This window comes from Micromonospora sp. CPCC 205558, assembly GCF_036902955.1.
Taxonomy (GTDB): domain Bacteria; phylum Actinomycetota; class Actinomycetes; order Mycobacteriales; family Micromonosporaceae; genus Micromonospora.
This window is the reverse complement of record NZ_JBAKHR010000001.1, coordinates 154,622-173,313: the sequence shown is the minus strand read 5'-3', so window position 1 is coordinate 173,313 and position 18,692 is coordinate 154,622. Positions and strand designations below refer to the sequence as shown.

Genomic DNA, 18,692 nt, shown 5'->3' with positions numbered 1-18,692 from the left:
GCGTCGCACCGAGGTGCCTGGGCGACGGGGCTACGGTTGGCCGGCCAGCACCAGTTCCCGCAGCCACCGGTCGAGTGTCGGGGCGTCCAGGCCACCTGGCCAGCCGCGGAGCAGGGCGCCACCCTTGGCCACCAGCACGACCGCTGGCGGCTCCCGCACCGCGTACGAACGCCAGATCGTCTGCTGCTCGTCCAGGACGACCGGATACTCCACCCGGTGCGCGCGCAGGTATTCCTGGACCTCGTCGGCCTGGTCCGCGCCGGCCACGCCGACGAAGACCACCCGGTCCCGATAGCTGCGGGCCAGCTCGCTGAGGGCGGCCTGGCGACTGGCGCAGGTGGTGCACCAGGAGTTGAAGAACGTGAAGACGACGGGGCGCTGTGCCCACAGTTCGGCGGCGGCGAACGGTGTGCCGTCGGTCAGCGCGCCGGTGAACGCCGGGGCCGCCGCGGCGGTGCCGGGCGCCGGGCGCAGCGCCAGGTCGGCGGGGACCGGCCCGGGCAGTGCCCCCGCCCCTCCGGCGGGCGCCGGTGTGGACTTGGGCTCGGGCGTGCTGCAGCCGCCCAACAGCGCCGCCGCCAGCAGCAGCGGCAGGAGTGCCCGCCTCATGACGGGACCACCGCCACCAGCGCCGGGCCCTCGCTGCTGTCCGACGTCAGGTCGAGCGCCGGCCGGCCGTCCACCTCCAACCGATAGGAGGCCCGCTGCGGCACGCGCACCGGAACGGCGAACTCGCAGTAGGTGGGCAGGCGCTCGACGCCCAGGTCCTCGGCGAAGGCGGCCACCGCGGTTCCCGCCGGCAGCTGCCCGCTGGCCACCGCCGCCCCGTCCGGGTCGAGTACCCGGTACGGCGCCCGGTTGTGGAAGTGGGTGTACGGACCGGTGCCGGCGCAGTCCACGCCCGCGGCCCTGATGTTGATGTCGCGAACCAGGACCCGGACGGTCGTCGGGGAGACCGCCTCCTGGGTGGCGCCGACAGCGCCGCAGCCGGTCGCGCCGGCCAGCAGCAGGGGTAGCAGGGTCATGATGCTTCGCCGCACGTCATCCTCCTTCCGCCCGCCTGTCGGGTCCGCTGCGGCCTGCCGCCGCGGACCCGACAGGAACGGGGTCAACCTCGGGCGCAGGTCAGGACTTCTCGACCCGGCACTGCTTGGTCACCGTCTTCGTCGGGTCGCTCTCCGAGGTCGCGGTGAGCTTCACGAAACCGGTGTCTGCGGCGGCAGCGGTGGCACCCACCGACACCTTGACCGTGGTCGCCTTGCCGAACTGCGCGGTGGCGAGCTGGTTGGGCAGCCAGGTCCGCCAGCCCTTGCCGGCCACCTCCGCCGACAGGCGGTAGACGTCCGACTTCAGGTACGCGCTGACGTTCTCCGGGTGCTGCTGCCCGCCGGCCGAGTACGAACCGGTGTTGGTCAGGTCGAACGAGCAGGTCACTCCGCGGTTGGTCGGCTTGCCGCCGCTGGTCACCTCACCCTTGCCCAGGGCCACGCCGTGGCTGCTCGGCCCGCCGGTGCCGTCGAGCGAACGCACCGCCACGGTGTAGGAGAGCGAGCCGGCCGAGTCCCGCTTGAGGTCGATGATGTAGAAGTGCAGCCGGTTGGCCTCGTCGACGTACTCGTACTGGCTGCCGGTGTCCGCGCCGGCGTGGAACAACGCGTCCGAGAGCTGCCGGTAGTCACCCATGGTGATCTTCTGCGGGGTGCCGTCGGGCCGGTAGAAGTCGATCATGTCGATGTCCTGCGGATTGGCGTCCACCACCCACTGGAACGGGGCGCTGTCGGCGTTCTTCGTCTTGCTCAGCAGCACGCCGCTGTCGGGGGTGAAGGAGTCCGCGCCCATCCGGTCGACGACCTCGACGGTGTAGTTGTTGAAGTTGCCACCATCGCAGAGCGGGTCGGTGCTGACCCCACAGGTCGGCGACAGGTCCTTGTTCAGCGCGATGTTCACGCCGCTCAGACCCTTCGCTCCGGCGTCGACCGCCCGGGCCGTGACCTGCGCGACCACCAGACCCGAGGACGCGAGCGACTCCCGCGACAGGCGCAGCACGTGCTCCTCGCCGACCAAGCCGATCTTGATCTTGTCCCGAAGGGCGTGCAGCGAGCCCATCGAGCCGCCGTTGGTGGGCGGGATCTGCCAACGGGTGTGCGGACCGCCCGGGCCGTTGAACGACCCGCGCGACATCATGCTCCAGATTCCGGTGTAGGACCTGCGCAGTGGCTCGCCGTACGGGTTGTTGTAGTTGTCGCCGATGCCCAGCAGATGGGACAACTCGTGGGCGTAGACGCCCATGCCGGAGCTCTCCCCCTGCGTCGAGGAACCGCCGCCGGCGTTCGGCCACAGTGTCGCCGCCGCCTTCCACGAGGTCCAGTCCACGTAGCGGGTCTTCGCCCAGTTCGGCAGGTTGGGGTCCGGCGGGCCCCAGGCGTCCGGCACGTCCTCCTTGTTCTGGAAGATCATCTGCCCGAACTCCTGCCAGGTGGACGACTCGTCCTGGCCGGCGCTGAGGATGAACACCAACTCGTACTGGTTGGCGACCTCCTCGCCGACCGCCGCCCGCCAGGCGCCCAGCCCGTCGGTGCGGATGTTCTTGCTGCACACGTCCCCGCTCGGGCAGGCACCCGGGTTGAAGCCGTTGTCCAGCCCGTACTGGTAGGACTTGGCCGGCATCTGGTACGGCCCGAACCCGGTGAGGTCGACGCCGTAGCGGCCGTTGGAGTCCTGCATCCAGTACTCGTGCAGGGTGTGGCCTTTGTTCAGGGTGTTCGGGGTGTTCAGGAAGTCCTGATAGAACTTCGGCACGTCCGCCCGGGGAACGTTGGTCGCCACGGACTGCGGGTTGCCGAACACCGTCGAGCGGGCCCGCTGGGAGACCGCGAACGTCTCGTCAGGATAGTCGAGCGCCACCAGGGCGATCTTGAAGTTGCGGACCGAACCCGACACGCTCGGGTCGGCCCAGTTCTTGCCCGGCACCGCCTTGTAGTCGTTCCAGGTCATCGTGTCCGGGTTCTGCCAGACCTGCGGATCGAGGACCTGGAACGGCGCGGTGCCGCCGGCCGGGTTGGCCGGGGCTGCGGCGGCCTGCGCCGCCCCGGTCGCCACCAGCGTCGTCGCCACGGCTGCGGCCAGCACGGCCCGCCTCAGCCGGGTTCGGTGGGGGGTAGCACGGTGCACGAAACCACCTCTCGTCGGGGGAAACGCGGCGCTGACGTCCCGGTGGGGGTTGCCCGGAACACCTGTCAGCAGGCCGCGCAGCGAATCTAGGAGGGCGGACCGGTGCTGGTCACCGTGCAGATGTCGGCAGGTGGGCCGGCGACTTCCGACACCTGAAGGACCGGCGCCCACCGGCGGATCAGCCAGGGCCGGCCCCGGAAACCGGATCGGGCGTTGCCGCGAGCGCCCGCAGCACATCCCGGCGCACCCCGTCGGCGGCAGCCCTGGGCAGGGGTCCGCGCGGTGGGCGGCACTGCCCGCCGAACCGCCCGGCGCACTCCATGGCGAGCTTGACGGCCTGCACGGCTTCCGGCCGGGAGGCCCAGCCGAGGATCGGGTGCAGCTCGGCGTAGAGCGGCAGCGCCCGGCCCAGGTCGCGGGCGACGCACAGCTCGTACAGGCGCACGGCCTGGCGGGGCAGCGCGTTGGGCAGGGTCGCTACCCATCCGGTGGCCCCGCACAGCACCAGTTCGAGCACCACGTCGTCGGCGCCGACCAGCACGTCGACGTGCGGGCAGAGGTCCCGCAGGCGATGCAACCTGCGTACGTCGCCGGAGACCTCCTTGACCGCGACGATCCCGTCGATTTCGGCGACGGTCGCCAGCAGGTCCGGCGTGAGGTCCAGCCGGGTGTCGTACGGGTCGTTGTGGGCGACCACCGGCAGGCCGACCGCCGCGACCTCCCGGTAGTGGGCGACCACATCGGCGGCGCGGGCGACGGGCCCGTCGGGTGGCCCCGCGAGCACGCCGTGGGCACCGGCCTCGGCGGCCTGCTCCGCCCAGTGGCGGGCCTGCCTGCTGCCGTAGCCGCCGACACCGGGCACCACCGCGCAACCGGACGGCGCGGCCTGCACCGTCGCTCTCACCACGGCGGCCCGCTCGTCGTCGGAGAGGGCCCGGTACTCCCCCATCGACGCGCACGGCGCGACCCCGTTGCACCCCTCGGCGGCGAGCCAACGGACGTGTTCCTGGAGTTGGTCGAAGTCGACCGAGAGGTCGGCGCGGAACGGTGTGGTGACGGCGACCAGCACGCCCCGCCAGGGCCTACCAGTTCCCACTCGGAAATCCCCTCCCCGCCGGCAACGCCCGTCAGCCCAACCGCACCGCGCCCGGGGCACCGGCGCGGTCGGTACCGGAACCTTAGGAACGTCTGTCGCCCCCGGTCTTCGGACAGATGCCGAAACCGTCGCGGTGCCGTCCGTCCTTATGTCGCGACTTCGACAGTGGACCTTGCGCAATGGCCCACCCGCACCGGAGGGTAAGGACTGGCGGTCGCGCGATCCCTGTCACGCAGCGCAACCTGGGGAGATACATGCACGGTGAGCTCCAGCGAATCGTCGACGCCGTCGCCGTCCGGGTGGGGCGTCCCGCCCTCATCGAGGACCGGCGGCAGCGGGTGGTCGCCTACAGCGAGCACGACGGCCCGATGGACGACGTCCGCCGGATGTCGATCCTGCGCCGGCAGACGACGCCCGAGGTGATCGCCTGGTTCCGGGGCAGGGGCGTGCTTACGGCGCGCGCTCCGGTCCGTACCCCCGCGTGTGTCGAACTGGACCTGCTGGCCCGCGTCTGCGTGCCGATCCGGCACGAGGACCTGCTGCTCGGGTTCGTCTGGTTCATCGACGCGGACGGTTCGATGACCGACGCCGACATCGCCACCGCGGCCGGTGCCTTCACCGACCTGTCGCTGGCCCTCTACCGGGAGAACCTGCTCGGTGAGCTCGCCTCGCAGCGGGAGACGGAGGCGACCCGCACCCTCCTGGTGGAGGGCCGGCAGGCGCGAGAGCACGCGGCGCAGGCGCTACTGGACGAGGGCGTGGTGGCCGCCGACGGGTCGACCGTCGCGCTCGTCGCGCAGCTCGTGCCGGCCGGTGGGCGGCAGCCCGACGAGGTGGCCCGGATCGCCCTGGAACAGGCCCTGGTCACGACCCGCCGGTGGATCGGCGTGCGGGAGACGCTGCACCTGGTCTGGCACGACCACGGGGTGCTGCTGGTCTGCGGCGACCGGATCGCCGGTCGCCCCTCGCCGGAGGCGTCCGCCGGGCACCTGGACGCGGCGCTGAGCACCGCGACCCGGGGCCTGGCCTCGGTGGACCGGACCGTGACCGGAATCGGCCAGCCCCGCGCCGAACTGTCCAGCGCGGTCGAGTCCTACCAGGAGGCCGCCCAGGCGGCCCGGGTCGGTACGCAACTGCCCGCGCTCGGCCGGGTGATCTCCTGGGCCGGCCTGGGCATCTACCGGGTGCTGTCCCAACTCGACAGCCAGCACCTCGACGTCGCGGGCGTTCATCCCGGGTTGGAGCGGCTGCTGCGCGACGACGCCCACCAGGTGCTGCTGGAGACCCTTGAGGCCTACCTCGACCTGGCGGGCAACGCGCACGCGACCGCCGAGAAACTGCGACTGCACCGGACCACCCTCTACTACCGGCTGCAACGGGTGGAACAGCTCGCCGGGACCGACCTCAAGGACGGCAACGAACGACTGTGCCTGCACCTGGCCATGAAGCTCGGTCGGCTCACCGGCGATTACCGCACGCCGTGACTCCGTCGCACGCCTGTGGTGCCTGCGGGCAGCTGAGCGGACCGACGTTCCTGGTCACACGAGGCGGGTCATCCAGCCGTACGGGTCGGCGGCCCGGCCGTACTGGATGTCGAGCAGATGGCGGCGCAGCCGCATGGTCACCGAGTCCTCGGCGCCGGCCTTCGGAGCCGTCACCTCGCCGCCCTCCCAGACCAGGCGCCCGACGGGCGTGACCACGGCACCGGTGCCACACGCGAAGACCTCGGTGATCGCGCCGGACGCCACGCCCTCCTGCCATTCCCGGATCTCCACCGGGCGCTCCTCGACCTCCAGGCCCAGGTCCTTGGCGAGGATGAGGATCGACCCCCGGGTGACGCCCTCGAGGATCGTGCCAAGCTCCGGGGTGATGATCTTGCCGTCGGCGGTGATGAAGTAGAGGTTCATGCCGCCGAGTTCCTCCACGTAGCGGCCCTCGGCGGCGTCCAGGAAACAGACCTGCTCACAGCCGTGCTCGGCGGCCTCGACCATCGGCGCCAGGCTGGAGGCGTAGTTGCCGCCGCACTTCGCCTCGCCCGTGCCGCCCCGCGCCGCGCGGGTGTACTCGGTGGAGAGCCAGATGGAGACCGGCTTGACGCCACCGGAGAAGTACGCGCCGACCGGGCAGGCGATCACCATGTAGGTGATCTCCTTCGCCGGGCGAACCCCCAGGAACGGCTCGGACGCGAACATGAACGGCCGCAGATAGACGCTGTATTCGTTCTCGTCTGGCACCCACACCTGATCGGCGCGGACCAGTCCCTCGACCGAGGCCATGAAGTCCGGCACCGGCAGTTCGGGCAGGGCCAGCCGCCGGGCGGACCGCGCGAAGCGCTCGCCGTTGGCTTGCGGCCGGAACGACCAGATCGAGCCGTCCGCGTGCCGGTACGCCTTCATCCCTTCGAAGATCTCCTGGGCGTAGTGCAGCACGGCCGCCGCCGGGTGCATGAGGATCGGGCCGAAGGGGATGATCTCGGAATCCTGCCAGCCGCCGTCCGGCTTCCACACCGCCCGTGCCATGTGGTCGGTGAAGTGCGTGCCGAACCCCGGATTCGCCATGATCTCGGCTCGCCGCTGCGCGCTGGCCGGGCTCGGATTCTGCTGCAACGGGAACGGCAGGCTCATGGCCGGATCCTCTCAATGACCGCATCCCTGGGCGCTCAGTCACCGAGAACGAACGCGCAGGGGAAGTTTTGTCGGATGACAGGTGCAGAATACCGACCGTATTGTCGCCGATCATAGACAGACTGCAGCGACTCGGGAGGGACGGTGCGGCGGTGAGCCGGGGCGAGGAGAAGATCGCCGCGGCCGCCGACAGCGCCGCCCGTCAGGTGGTGGGCCGGGTGGTCGTGTGTGTGGGCACCGACCTCGTCGACGTCGACGACATCCGGGCGCTGCTGGCCCGGCAGCCCCGGTTCGCGGATCGGCATTTCACTTCGGGAGAGCGCGCCTACTGCCTGCTCGAAAACGACCCGGCGGAACGCTTCGCCGTCCGTTTCGCCGCCAAGGAGGCGGTGCTGAAGGCACTCGGCACCGGCCTGAGTGGGTCGGCCCTGCGGGAGATCGAGGTGGTCCGCCGTCACTCCGGGCAGCCGGCACTGACCCTGGCCGGGCGCGCGGCGGTGCTCGCCGAAGCGGCCGGTGTCCATTCATGGCTGATCACCCTGACACATAGCCGACATCTGGCCTATGCGTTCGTCGCAGGCCTGGGCCAACGGCCCTGAGCACCTTCCCCATTACCAACGTCCAAGTTGGACATACAACTCATATCATTTGATTGACGGCCGATGCCGCATTGTTGACTTTAGCTAATCTGCGCGGAGGTTCGGTGCCGACCATCAGCAGATAATTACATCGCAATCGGGCAAAACAAGAGTCAGTCAAGATCAGCGATTCTCGCTGGTCTATTTCCCAAATAGCGAGAGTTGTTTGACGGGGCCGGAGCAGCGCCAGAAGATTCTGATCAAGCGAATCCTCGGAGGTAGGCACACTTCGAGGTGCATCACGGGTGGGACGCCTAAACGGCGTCGATGCTGCCGAGGGGATAATGTGGAGCCACGCACGCTCTCTCAGGTCCTGGAATTCGAGCGTCGCATAGTGCCGGTCGCCGGCCTGATTCGCGCGGCCCAGATCCGCGGCGACGGCGACCAGGCGATCGCGCAGCTCGACCAACTCTGCCGCGACATCGAGCAGCTCGACCCGCTGATGCCGGCGAGTCAGATCGAGGCCACCATCCACGACCTGCGGGCCTGGTCAGAGTCCGGCTTTCTGGAGAAGCCGGCCTTCGACGCGACCCGTGACACCGTCCCCGCGCCGGAGGATGGCGAGGTCGCCGCCTTCGTCGGACCGGTCACCCTGCCGAACGGCGACGGCTCCCGCGGTGCCTTCCTCGAGGCCTTCACCGTCGTTCGTCAGGACCCGGACTGCACCACCGAACTGCAGTCGCGTTATCCGCACGACAAAGCGGTGTTCCAGTCGACCCGACTCCTTTCCGCTTCCCCAGGATTGCGCGACGGAAACTGCGTCGTATTCTTTCCGGAGAATATTCCGACGGCTACGCCCACAGTGGATCAGTCGTTCGCCTGGTTCTTCTTCAACCGGCACACCACTATCTACGCCCGCACACTGGAGATCGTGGCACGGCTCTGTGGCGTCGGTTCCCCGTTCGCCGACACGTTGGTGCTGGCGTCCGCCGACGTCGACCCGGAGGACGTCTATCAGGCGCGCTGCGTCTGGGGCTACCTGCACGACTACTACCACCACACCGGGCCCCGTCCACTGGATCAGCACCTGGCGTTGAAGACGAAATGGCGACCCGGTCTCGCCGAGGAGCTCAAGGTCGACCTGAAATCGGCGATAGCCTGCCACGAAGAGTCGGTGCCCTACGGCGACATCATTTTCGAGTACATCATCCTGGAACGGCTCTTCCGCTACCCGGCCGAGCCACGCCCGTTGCGCAACTTCGACTCCGGGACCGGCTTCGCCCTCGGCACCTGGCTTGCCGAGCACGGCCTGTTCACGCTCGGCGACGACGGCCGGCGCAGCCTGGCCGGCAAGGCGGAGATCGTCGCATCGGCCAAGGAACTCGTCCGGACGATCGAGGAATTCGAGGCGATCACCGACGACGAGTCCTATCGCGAGAAGGTCACCGATTTCCTGTACGAGAGATTGCTCCTGGAGCCCGACAACAAGGCGGACAGGTACGGCGGCCCCCGGGCATCCCTGAGCCTCTGGGGCAGTGAGGTCCATGTCTGACGGAACCCTGACCATCACCGACCGCGCCGAAGCCCTTCGCGATCCCGGGTTCTGCCGCTATCACACCGACAACATCGTCGTCGTTCACTGGTCGGCCGAGCACGGCTGGTCCGACTACTCCCTTGAGCGGTACGCCCCGATGACCATGGATCAGGGCGCCCTCGTGCTGCACTATGGCCAGAGCGTCTTCGAGGGCCTGAAGGCGTTCCGCCAGCCCGACGGCTCCGCCGCGCTGTTCCGCCCCGCGGACCACGCCCGCAGGATGACCCGATCGGCACGGCGGCTGGCGATGGCCGAGATGCCGACCTCGATGTTCCTGGACGCCTGCGCTCACCTCGTCTCCGCTGACGACAGTTGGATTCCCGGAGAGCCAGGCCAGGGCCTCTATCTGCGCCCGCTGATGATCGCGACCGAGTCGGAGCTCGGGCTCCGCGACTCGCGGCGCTACCGGTGCACCTTCCTGGCATATCCGGCCGACCCGTGTTTCGGGCGGGCCTTCACGCCGATCTCCGTGCTGACCTCCGGTGAGGCCGTACGCGCGGTGCGCGGCGGCGTGGGCGAGGCGAAGTGTTCCGGCAACTACGCCGCCAGCCTGCTGACCCGCAAGCAGGCCAACGCGCGCGGCTACGACGAGGTGCTGTGGCTCGACGGCATCGAGTTTCGCTGGGTCGAGGAGCTCAGCGGCATGAACGTCTTCTTCGTCTGGCGCGACGACGACGAACCGCACGGCGTACGGCTGACCACGCCACCGTGCCAGGGCACGATCATGCGGGGCGTGACCCGCGACTGCGTCATCGCCCTCGCCGGTGATCTCGGCATTCCGGTTGCGCAGGAGCCGACCCCGATCGACGCCGTCATGACCGGTGCCCGGTCCGGCAGGCTCGTCGAGATGTTCGCGTGCGGGACCGCCGCCGTGGTCGTGGCGGTCGGCCGGATCGCCGATGGAGACGACGACGTGACGATCGGGGACGGGCAGGAGGGCGTGGTGACCGCCCGGGTGCGGCACACGCTCATGGAGATCCAGCACGGCAGCCGTCCGGACACCCACGGATGGCTGCGGAGCGTACGCAAAGACCTTGCCTCCGTTCACAGCTCGACCGACCGACAGTAAGGGAGATGGCGGATGCCTGACGCCACCGGCCGTTCCACAGCGGGTTCCGGCTCGACCGCACTGCCGCACGTCACCACTATCCACACGCTCGGACCGACCGGCACCAACCTGGAGAAGGCCGCTCACCGCTGGTTCGCCGACCGGCAGCGCCCGGGTCGGGTGGTCCTGCACGCCGAGGTCGAGGATGGGCTCGACGTCATGACGTTCGACGGCACCGAGGCGATCCTCGCCTGTGCCGTCTACCCACGCCTGCACGACCTGGTGTTCGGCAACCTGCATCGGCTCACGATGGCCGACAGCTTCATCCTGGACACGTACGACATGGTGCTGGCCGCCCGTCCCGGACAGGATTCCGTGCGCACCATCGTCACCCATCCCGCTCCCAGTTGCCTGGTCACGAATCGGGGCACGATCTCGTACGCGAGCAGCAACTCCGTGGCGGCTGCCGTCTGCGCCGCCGGGGAGTACGACGCCTGCGTGACCACCGACCGCGCGGCGCGGGCCGAAGGGCTGCGGACGCTGGAGAACTTCGGCCCGGTGCCGATGGTGTTCACCCTGCACGTGGGAAAGGCCGGCCCCGGGTGTTGATAATCGTCCAACCGCTGTCGGCCGGGATCCAGCTGGCGAGCCGGCTGGTGGCGGCCGGCGTCCCGTGCCTGATCCCGACGCAGTTCCCCGACCTGCTGCCGGCGGAGGTCCACGCCGGTGCGCGCGTCGTCGACTGGCATCCGGACCACGGCGTGCCCGCTCTACTGGGCCTCGTCGACCGGCTGGGGGTGGTGCCGACCGGCGTCATCGCGGGCTTCGAGTACGCCGTCGGCGCGGCCGCCGAGCTGGCCCGCGCCCTCGGGCTGCCGGCGCTGAGCCAGGACACGGCCGAGGCCGTGCGGCAGAAGGACGTCATGCGGGAGCGCTGCGTCAAACATGGCATCGCCGTCCCGGCATCGTTCACCATCCCGGCCGACGAGGTGGGCGACTGCCCCGTCGCGTTCCCGGCGGTCGTCAAGCCGGTCGACTGGGGCGGGAGCCTGATGGTGCGCCTCGTCCGCAACACCGACGAATACCAGCGCGCCTGCGCGGAGATCCACCGGTACGGCGAGGTCAAGTTCCACCACGATCCGCGGCGGGTCGCCCTGGTCGAGGAGTACGTCGACGGCCCCGAGTTCTCCCTTGAGGGCTGGGTGGACGCGGCCGGCCCGCATCTCGTCAGCGTCACCACGAAACTCGTCAGCGCACCGCCGCAGTTCTTCGAGATGGGCCACGTCGCCACACCGCCGCGGAGCTCACCGCACGGACGGCTGCTGCGCGAGTTCGCCGAGCAGGTGGTCGCCGCCTTCGACATCACCGTCGGGCCGTTCCACATCGAGACCCGCATCGCCGCCGACGGCCGCCCGGTGCTGATCGAGGTGGGCGCCCGGTTGGCCGGCGACTGCATCCCCGAACTGATCATGGCGGGTCCCGGGGTGGACCTCTACCTGGCGACGGCTGAGGCGGCTCGCGGCGGCCGTTACGTGGACCAGCCCGTCTCGTCGCTGAGCGCCGGGGTCGCCTTCGTCACCACCGATCGGCCGGGCGTCTTCGCCGGCAGTGTGTCCGGCATCGAGCCGTTTCTCGATGTCGACGAGTTCGACCGGATCGTCTTCGAGGCCGAGCGCGGCGGCGCGCTCGATCCCGACGACATCTTCCACAACCGGGTCGCGCAGGTCTGTTTCGTCGGCGATCCAGGCCGGGTCGAGGACCTGGTCGGCGCCGTGCTCCGCGACGTGCGGGTCGATATATCCGACAAGGAAGGCAGCTGATCGTGAGCAAGGACAACGATCTGATCGTCGAGGCGACGACCGCACCCCGTTCGAAGCCGGAGGCCGACGCGCCGACGCGCCCGGGTGGCGTTCTGACCGATCACGCGTACTCGATGCGGTGGAGCAAGCGGCGGTCCTGGCAGGGCATGACCATCGCCGACCGGGACGCGCTGCCGTCCGTACGGCCCACGGCCTCGGCCCTGAACCACGGGCAGGCGGTCTTCGACGACCTCGCCGCCTACCGGATGACCGACGGGTCCGTGTCGGTGTACCGCCCGGACAGCCACATCAAGCGGCTCAACAACGGGGCCCGGCGGATGGCACTCCCGCAACTCGACTTCGACCGCGTCTGGCTCGCGATCCGCCGGCTCGTGGACCTGGACTCCGCGTGGATCCCGGCACAGCCCGGGTCGGCGCTGCTGCTGCACTCCGTCCTGGCCGGCAACGGCTCGACGCTCGAGGTCGCCCCCGCCGAGGAGTGCCTGTTCACGATCGTGGCGAGCCCGCTGACCCGGCCGGCTCCGAGCGAGCTGCCGGTGCGGGCGATGGTGGTGAACGACTACGTGCGGGCGTGGCCGGGCGGCACGGGGGACATCAACGCCGTCGGTAACGGCGGGCCGGGACTGGTCCCGCGGGAGATCGCCGCCAACTACGACTACCACCACGTGCTGTGGGTGGGCGGCGGTCCGGAGCGCACCGTCCAGCAGGTCGGCGCGATGAACGCCTTCTTCGTCATCGACGGCGTCCTGACCACGCCGTCGCTGGACGGCACCGTACGGCCGGGGATCACCCGCGACTCGATCATCAAGCTGGCGCGTGATGCCGGGACCACTGTCGACGAACGGCCGGTGCCGTTGGCGGAGGTGCTGCAAGGCATCAGCGACGGCCGGATCACCGAGTGCTTCGGCACCGGAACGGTCGAGGGGGTCGTGTCCATCAACGGCCTCGGCTACCGCGGGGAGGAATACCGACTGCCCGGCAGCGTCGCCGTGGCGTCGCACCTCCGCGAGACGCTCGACGGCATCCACCGCGGCGATCTGATCGACCGGTTCGGCTGGATGCGACGGCTTACCGAAGTTTCGACAGTCCACGCCTGACAACGGCAGCACGACTCACCAGGAGATCCAGATCATGGCCTACGTCGTCACCGATGCGTGCATCGGGTGCAAGTACACCGACTGCGTGGACGTCTGCCCGGTCAATTGCTTCCACGAAGGCCCGGAGATGCTCTACATCAATCCGGAGGAGTGCATCGACTGCAATGCCTGCGTTGCCGAATGTCCGCCGGAAGCCATCTGGGCCGATGTCGAGCTGCCCGAGGACAAGTTCGAGTGGATCCTGATCAACGGTGAGATGAGCCAGCAGTACCCGGTGATCTACCAGAGCGACGCCAATTCCGTCAGCAAGAAGTCCGCCTCGTAAGGGATGGGATCGACAGACATGACCACAATCGAAAACTCGTTCATGCTCGGTCTCGATTCGAACTTCTACCTCAAGGACGACTTCGAGAGCCCGGAGAAGCGCACCAACGTCACCTGGTTCTACCCGAAGATCTGCGGCTTCCAGGACGCGCTGCGGACCGAGCAGGAGAAGGCGGAGTACTTCTCCTTCCTCGACCGTCAGACGCACCCGCAGCGGACGAACATCCTGCTGTACTTCCACATCCCCTTCTGCGAGGCGTTCTGCAACTTCTGTGCCTGCTTCAAGGAGTCCTCCGCGAAGTACCAGGGTGAGCAGCGGGTGCGGTTCGTCAAGGCCATGGTGAAGGAGATCGAGCGCAACGCCCGCTCGGCGTACTTCCAGGGCACGAAGATCAAGTACGTCCAGTTCGGCGGTGGTACGCCGTCGGCGCTCGACCAGGAGTCGATGGCCACCATCATCCAGGCCGTGCATCGCGAGTTCGACCTGAGCGAGGTCGACGGGATCTCGTTGGAGGGCAGCCCGCTCGGCCTGTCCACCGACGGCTACATCGAGATGCTCAAGTCCCTGGGCATCACCCGCATCTCGTTCGGTGTGCAGACGCTCAACGAGGAGATCCGGCGCAAGCTGACCATCAAGGCCACCGTCGAGCAGGTCTACCAGACTGCGGAGAACATCCGGAAGGCCGGGATCAGGACGTTCGCGCTGGACCTGATGTACAACCTTGCCGGTCAGACCGACGAGATCCTCGCCTCCGACATCCACGGCATCTGCGCCGAACTGCGCCCCAGCTTCGTGCAGACGTACCGGTTCAACCAGTGGGAGGGCACCCGGCTCGACAAGCAGATCCGGGCCGGCAAGGTGAGCGACGTGCTGCCGTCCGGGAGCATCGAGCGGGTCCAGTACCGCCAGATCAAGGAGAGCCTGGCCGACTACGGGTACGACAAGCAGCTTTTGATCAACTTCTTCACCCACCTGGAGGACACCGGCCCGATCGGGCTGGACCATGCCTGCGGAGGCAACGGCTACCGGGCGAGTTACACCCTGGGCATCGGCCCGGCCGCCGAGAACTACATGGGTGAGCGAAGCTACCGCAACCACACGAACGTGGACCGCTGGATCAAGGATGTCGAAGACGGCATCATCCCCATCGAGCAGGGCCGGATCTGCAGCGAGGACGAGGTCGAGAACCGGGTCATGGTGTTCTTCCCGGTCTTCGGCACCGTACGCAAGGCGGACGTCGCCAACCTGGAGAAGTACCGCCGGGAGATCAACTGGATGGTCGACAGCGGGTACGCGATCGAGACCGACGAGGACATCACCCTCACCGAGGTCGGCCGGGAGAACGCCGGCAACATCGCCTTCCTGTTCTACTCCGACGAGGAGAAGGCGCGGGCCCGCCGCACCATGTACCTCTCGCTGAAAAACAAGCGCAACCCGTTCCACCAGGACGAGATGAACATCCCCCGGACACCGGTCTTCCTACAGTCCAAGCTGGCGACCCGGCCGGCCGACTCCGGCACCGCGCCGAAGGCGGGCTGACGTGACGAGCGCTGACCGGAAGACCCGCGCGGACATCGAGGACGACCTGCGGAAGATCGCGGCCGAGGTGTTCCCGAACCACAGCGTTGAGCTGACCTCGACCACGCCCCTGTTCAACGGCGGGCTCTCGCTGAACTCCACCCAGATGATCGAGCTGACGTTGGCCTTCGAGTCGTACTACGACATCGAACTCGAACCGGAGCTGCTGACGGTGGAGCACTTCGCCACCCTCGGCTCGCTCGCGACGATGCTCGAGGACCAGCTCAACGACGACTCCTATGTCTGATGCCGTCCGGGTCGTCCTGGTGCACGGTAACGCCGGCGCAACCATCGACGGCATCTGGTTCCCGTACCTCAAGCGGGAGCTCGAGGCGCGTGGCCACAACGTGGTGGCACAGACCTTCCCCGATCCGATCAAAGGTCGGATGCGGTACTGGCTGCCCTACCTGACCGATGTCATCCGGCCCGACGACCAGACGGTCATCGTCGGGCATTCGTCAGGAGCCCTGACCGCACTGCGGTACGCGGAGTCGGCGCCGCTGCTGGGCACCTTCGTGGTGGCCGGTCACCACACCGACTGCGGCTTCGAACTCGAACGGCGCAGCGGATTCTTCGACCGGCCATGGGACTGGGCGGCGATCAAGCGAAATCAGCGCTTCATCGTCCAGTTCCACTCGACGGACGACCCGTGGGTCCCCGTTGAGGTGGCCCGGGAGCTGCATCGGCTGACCGGCAGTCGCCTGACAGTGATGGAGGGGATGGGCCACTTCGGGTCGTACGACCAGAAGTTGGACACCTTCCCGGAGCTGCTGGAGGCGGTGTGCCAGCAACTCGCGACAGTCGACAGGTGACCGGTGGCCCGCTTCGCTTCGTCGACGAGGTCCTCGACCGCCGCCACGACGACGACGCCGTGGCGGTGGTCGACCTGGCCACCAACGAGCAGGTGTCCTATCGGACGCTGGCCCGGCGCACCCAGGCGCTGACCGATCTGCTGGCTCCCCTCGTCGGGCGGCACGACACCGTCGCGATGGTGCTGGACAAGTCCATCGACTCCGTGGTCTGCATGGTGGCGGCGCTTCGGCTCGGCGCGCGGTACGTGCCCGTCGACGAGTCGTTGCCTCCGGCCCGGACGGCCCTGCTGTTCGCCAGGTGCCGCCCGACGGTGACGGTGGCGCATCCGCAGCACCTCGGGCTGGTCGCCGAGGCGGCGGCCGGCGCCGTGGTGGTCGCCGGTGGCTCCTGGGACGTGCGGGCTGAGACCGACTACCGGCCCTCGGCGTACGAGGACAGGAGGCCGGACGACCAGGCGTACGTCATCTTCACGTCGGGATCGACCGGCGGCCCGAAGGGCGTCATGATCAGCCACCGCAGTGTGTGCGCGCTACTCGAAGGCGTACAGGAGGTGGTCGGTTTCCCGGAACGAATGCGCTACCTGAACGTGGCGCCGCTGTTCTTCGACGCGTCGGTTGTCGATCTGTACTCCACCTTCCTGGTCGGCGGCAGCGTGCACCTGCTGCCCCGGCTGTCGATGGCCGGCCAGGTCACGCAGGCGTGCGAGCGGTGGCGCATCACCGACGTGCTGCTGGTGCCGTCGGTCATCCGGATGCTCCTCGGACGGTTCAGCGACATCGACCGGCGCGATCTGAGCTCGCTGCGACGCCTCTGGTTCGGCGGCGAGTCGTGCCCGACCTCGCTTCTGCGGGCGATGGACAAGAAGCTTCCCGGCCTGACCTATGTGCACGGCTACGGCCCGACCGAGACCACGCACAGCGCCACCCTCTACCTGACCGACGACATCGCCGGCCACGACGACGAGTACCTGCCGATCGGGGCCCCGCTGCCCGCCGTCGAGGTCCTGATCGTCGACGACGACCTGCGACCGGCGCCCGACGGCGATACGGGTGAGCTGCTCATCGGTGGCCCGCAGGTCATGCTGGGCTACTGCGAGGAGCCGGCGAGGACCGAGCAGGTGCTGATCACGCGTGGCTCACCGGAGATCCGGTACTACCGCTCGGGCGACTTCGTTCGGCGTACCAGCGCCGGGCAGCTCGTCTTCGTCGGCCGTCGCGACGATGCTGTCAAGATCGCCGGAAATCTCGTGCACACCTCCGAGATCGAAGCCGCCGCGCTCGCCGTGGACTGGGTGCTCGACTGTTGCGCTGTGGTGACTCAGCACCGGGTCGCCGGCCGGGCCATCACCCTCTTCGTCCTCGGCGCCGACCGGGCCGGAGCCGAAACGGAACTGGGGACCGCGCTCGCGCGGGTGCTACCGCCGTACATGGTCCCGGCCGCGATTGTCATGATCGACGATGGGGACGTCGGCCTGACGCCGACCGGCAAACTCGACCGGGGCCGCCTGCGCGGACTGGTGGCGTCCGATGATCGATGACGAGATCGCCGCGTTCACTCGGCGGGGTGTGCTGACCGTGGTCCCACGGGCGGCGTCCGGGCGCAACCTCGCCGACCCCGCCGAGCTGCTACGCCACCCGGTCGAGGAGTTCCTTCCCGCGCCGGCCACCGTCGACCGGGTTGCCGAGGCGCTCGTGCGGGAAGGCCTCGCGATCGAGGCGCGCACCGACGCGGGCCTGACGGTCAGTGGTGAGCAGAGCCTGCTCGGGGAAGTCTTCGGCAGCGCCGTCGCCGTGGTACGCAACAAGTACATCCGCGATTCGCCGCGGTACGAACTCGTGGCGCGGGGCCCGCTCCGCTCCCGGGTGTGCACCGACCTCATCAGTGCGGTCTCGGCGCCGCGATCCGGGTTCGAGCTGAGTGCGACCGCGTCTCCGCCGACGGTGCGCGGCACCGGGCACCACCTCAGCCTTCCGGGCGACGCGGTTCGGGTGGCCGGAGCCGAGGAGCTCCACGCCGCCGGCGTCCGCGGCGACGGCGTCCGGGTCGTCATGGTCGACACCGGCCTCTATGACCATCCGCATCACCGGCGGCACGGTTACCGGACCTCGGTGGTCGCCGCCCTGCCGCAGCTCGATCCCGCGGTCGACGAACGCGGTCACGGCACCGCGATGTCGGCGTTGCTGCTGGCGGTGGCGCCCGACGTGTCTCTCACGATGGTCAAGATGGCCACCGAGGGCTTCTCCTTTCCCGTCGCCGCGTTCCAGCGGGCGGTGCAGCTGGAACCTGACGTCATCTCCTGCAGCTGGGGCACGCTGCGCTCGGAACCCCATCTGCACCTCGAGGTCGCCAACGCGATCCGACGGGGCTGCACCGTGCTGTTCGCCGCGGGTAACGGCTCGACCGACCGGCCGACAGCGATGTTCCAGTCCGTCGCCACCCCGGGCGCCGTCACCGTCGGCGGAGTGCACATCGACCCCGACGGCGCGCTGCGGGCCGCCGATCTCGCCTCCAGCTACCGGTCGGCGGTCTTTCCCGGACGGGCCGTGCCGGACGTGTCCGGCCCGTGCGGCATGTTGCCCAACGGCAACTACATCCTCTTCCCGACCCAGCCGGGATGCCTGTTCGACCGCCGCAACAGCAAGTACGACGGCACGGGCGCGGATGACGGCTGGCTCGTTTCGAGCGGCACGTCAGGCGCTACCGCATACGCGGCCGGCGTGGTGGCATTGGCGATTCAGCAGGGCCGGGCGTGCACTGTGGAGTCGCTGGCGGCTGCCTGTGTGCCCGTTACGCGGGGCCGTTCCATCACCGGGGATGAGTGCGGCGGAGAGAGCCCGAACGCGGTCACCGGTCACGGTCTGCTTACTGCGCACCGATTGGCCGGGGTTGTCGCTGCTGATCGACCGCTGTTACCATCCTCGATGGACAGACGGGGGTTCTCTGCGTGA

General features: G+C 69.0%; 18 protein-coding genes. 13 read left to right on the top strand and 5 right to left on the bottom strand.

Going from position 1 to position 18,692, the window contains the following annotated elements; genetic code table 11:
• Positions 1-30: 30 nt before the first annotated feature.
• The 4 genes from V6U86_RS00720 to V6U86_RS00705 form a co-directional block, all read right to left on the bottom strand.
• Positions 31-609, bottom strand: coding sequence for a TlpA family protein disulfide reductase (locus tag V6U86_RS00720; RefSeq protein ID WP_334497215.1), 579 nt, complete (start codon positions 607-609; stop codon positions 31-33).
• Complete coding sequence (locus V6U86_RS00715) at positions 606-1,040, bottom strand: hypothetical protein (protein ID WP_334497213.1); 435 nt, start codon at positions 1,038-1,040, stop codon at positions 606-608. The genes V6U86_RS00720 and V6U86_RS00715 overlap by 4 nt, the downstream gene beginning before the upstream one ends.
• A gap of 85 nt (positions 1,041-1,125) precedes the next feature.
• On the bottom strand, positions 1,126-3,171 hold the full coding sequence (locus V6U86_RS00710; protein ID WP_334497211.1) for a M6 family metalloprotease domain-containing protein: 2,046 nt from the start codon (positions 3,169-3,171) through the stop codon (positions 1,126-1,128).
• Positions 3,172-3,349: 178 nt separating this feature from the next.
• Positions 3,350-4,267, bottom strand: coding sequence for a dihydrodipicolinate synthase family protein (locus V6U86_RS00705; RefSeq protein ID WP_334497209.1), 918 nt, complete (start codon positions 4,265-4,267; stop codon positions 3,350-3,352).
• A 254-nt stretch (positions 4,268-4,521) separates the two neighbouring features.
• Here V6U86_RS00705 and V6U86_RS00700 point away from each other — a divergent pair, with 254 nt between their 5' ends.
• Positions 4,522-5,751: a PucR family transcriptional regulator gene (locus V6U86_RS00700; protein WP_334497207.1), complete on the top strand. Its 1,230-nt coding sequence runs from the start codon at positions 4,522-4,524 to the stop codon at positions 5,749-5,751.
• Between the two features lie 54 nt (positions 5,752-5,805).
• On the opposite strand, the gene V6U86_RS00695 is transcribed toward V6U86_RS00700, so the two are convergent.
• A complete protein-coding gene (locus V6U86_RS00695; protein WP_334497205.1) occupies positions 5,806-6,891 on the bottom strand; it encodes a branched-chain amino acid aminotransferase in 1,086 nt (361 codons plus the stop codon).
• A 152-nt stretch (positions 6,892-7,043) separates the two neighbouring features.
• Between V6U86_RS00695 and acpS the strand changes: the two genes are divergently transcribed.
• The 12 genes from acpS to V6U86_RS00635 all read left to right on the top strand — a co-directional run bounded on the left by acpS (position 7,044) and on the right by V6U86_RS00635 (position 18,692).
• Positions 7,044-7,490, top strand: coding sequence for a holo-ACP synthase (gene acpS, locus V6U86_RS00690; RefSeq protein WP_334497203.1), 447 nt, complete (start codon positions 7,044-7,046; stop codon positions 7,488-7,490).
• A gap of 325 nt (positions 7,491-7,815) precedes the next feature.
• Complete coding sequence (locus V6U86_RS00685; protein ID WP_334497201.1) at positions 7,816-9,021, top strand: DUF6421 family protein; 1,206 nt, start codon at positions 7,816-7,818, stop codon at positions 9,019-9,021.
• On the top strand, positions 9,014-10,132 hold the full coding sequence (locus V6U86_RS00680; protein ID WP_334497199.1) for a branched-chain amino acid aminotransferase: 1,119 nt from the start codon (positions 9,014-9,016) through the stop codon (positions 10,130-10,132). Before V6U86_RS00685 ends, V6U86_RS00680 begins: the two co-directional genes overlap by 8 nt.
• Positions 10,133-10,144: 12 nt before the next feature.
• The gene (locus tag V6U86_RS00675; protein ID WP_334497197.1) at positions 10,145-10,720 is read left to right on the top strand and encodes a hypothetical protein; all 576 of its coding nucleotides are present in this window, start codon (positions 10,145-10,147) and stop codon (positions 10,718-10,720) included.
• Positions 10,714-11,931, top strand: a complete 1,218-nt coding sequence (locus tag V6U86_RS00670; protein WP_334497195.1) for an ATP-grasp domain-containing protein — start codon at positions 10,714-10,716, stop codon at positions 11,929-11,931. Before V6U86_RS00675 ends, V6U86_RS00670 begins: the two co-directional genes overlap by 7 nt.
• Positions 11,932-11,933: 2 nt before the next feature.
• Positions 11,934-13,028: an aminotransferase class IV gene (locus V6U86_RS00665; RefSeq protein ID WP_334497193.1), complete on the top strand. Its 1,095-nt coding sequence runs from the start codon at positions 11,934-11,936 to the stop codon at positions 13,026-13,028.
• A gap of 34 nt (positions 13,029-13,062) precedes the next feature.
• Positions 13,063-13,353, top strand: a complete 291-nt coding sequence (locus tag V6U86_RS00660) for a 4Fe-4S dicluster domain-containing protein (RefSeq protein WP_030330895.1) — start codon at positions 13,063-13,065, stop codon at positions 13,351-13,353.
• 18 nt (positions 13,354-13,371) lie between these two features.
• Complete coding sequence (locus V6U86_RS00655; RefSeq protein WP_334497189.1) at positions 13,372-14,892, top strand: coproporphyrinogen-III oxidase family protein; 1,521 nt, start codon at positions 13,372-13,374, stop codon at positions 14,890-14,892.
• A gap of 1 nt (position 14,893) precedes the next feature.
• On the top strand, positions 14,894-15,178 hold the full coding sequence (locus V6U86_RS00650) for an acyl carrier protein (RefSeq protein ID WP_334497187.1): 285 nt from the start codon (positions 14,894-14,896) through the stop codon (positions 15,176-15,178).
• Positions 15,171-15,743, top strand: a complete 573-nt coding sequence (locus tag V6U86_RS00645) for an RBBP9/YdeN family alpha/beta hydrolase (protein WP_334497185.1) — start codon at positions 15,171-15,173, stop codon at positions 15,741-15,743. The genes V6U86_RS00650 and V6U86_RS00645 overlap by 8 nt, the downstream gene beginning before the upstream one ends.
• Positions 15,740-17,281 (top strand): amino acid adenylation domain-containing protein, encoded by a 1,542-nt coding sequence (locus V6U86_RS00640; RefSeq protein WP_334497184.1) that lies wholly within the window; start codon positions 15,740-15,742, stop codon positions 17,279-17,281. The genes V6U86_RS00645 and V6U86_RS00640 overlap by 4 nt, the downstream gene beginning before the upstream one ends.
• The gene (locus V6U86_RS00635; protein ID WP_334497182.1) at positions 17,271-18,692 is read left to right on the top strand and encodes a S8 family serine peptidase; all 1,422 of its coding nucleotides are present in this window, start codon (positions 17,271-17,273) and stop codon (positions 18,690-18,692) included. Before V6U86_RS00640 ends, V6U86_RS00635 begins: the two co-directional genes overlap by 11 nt.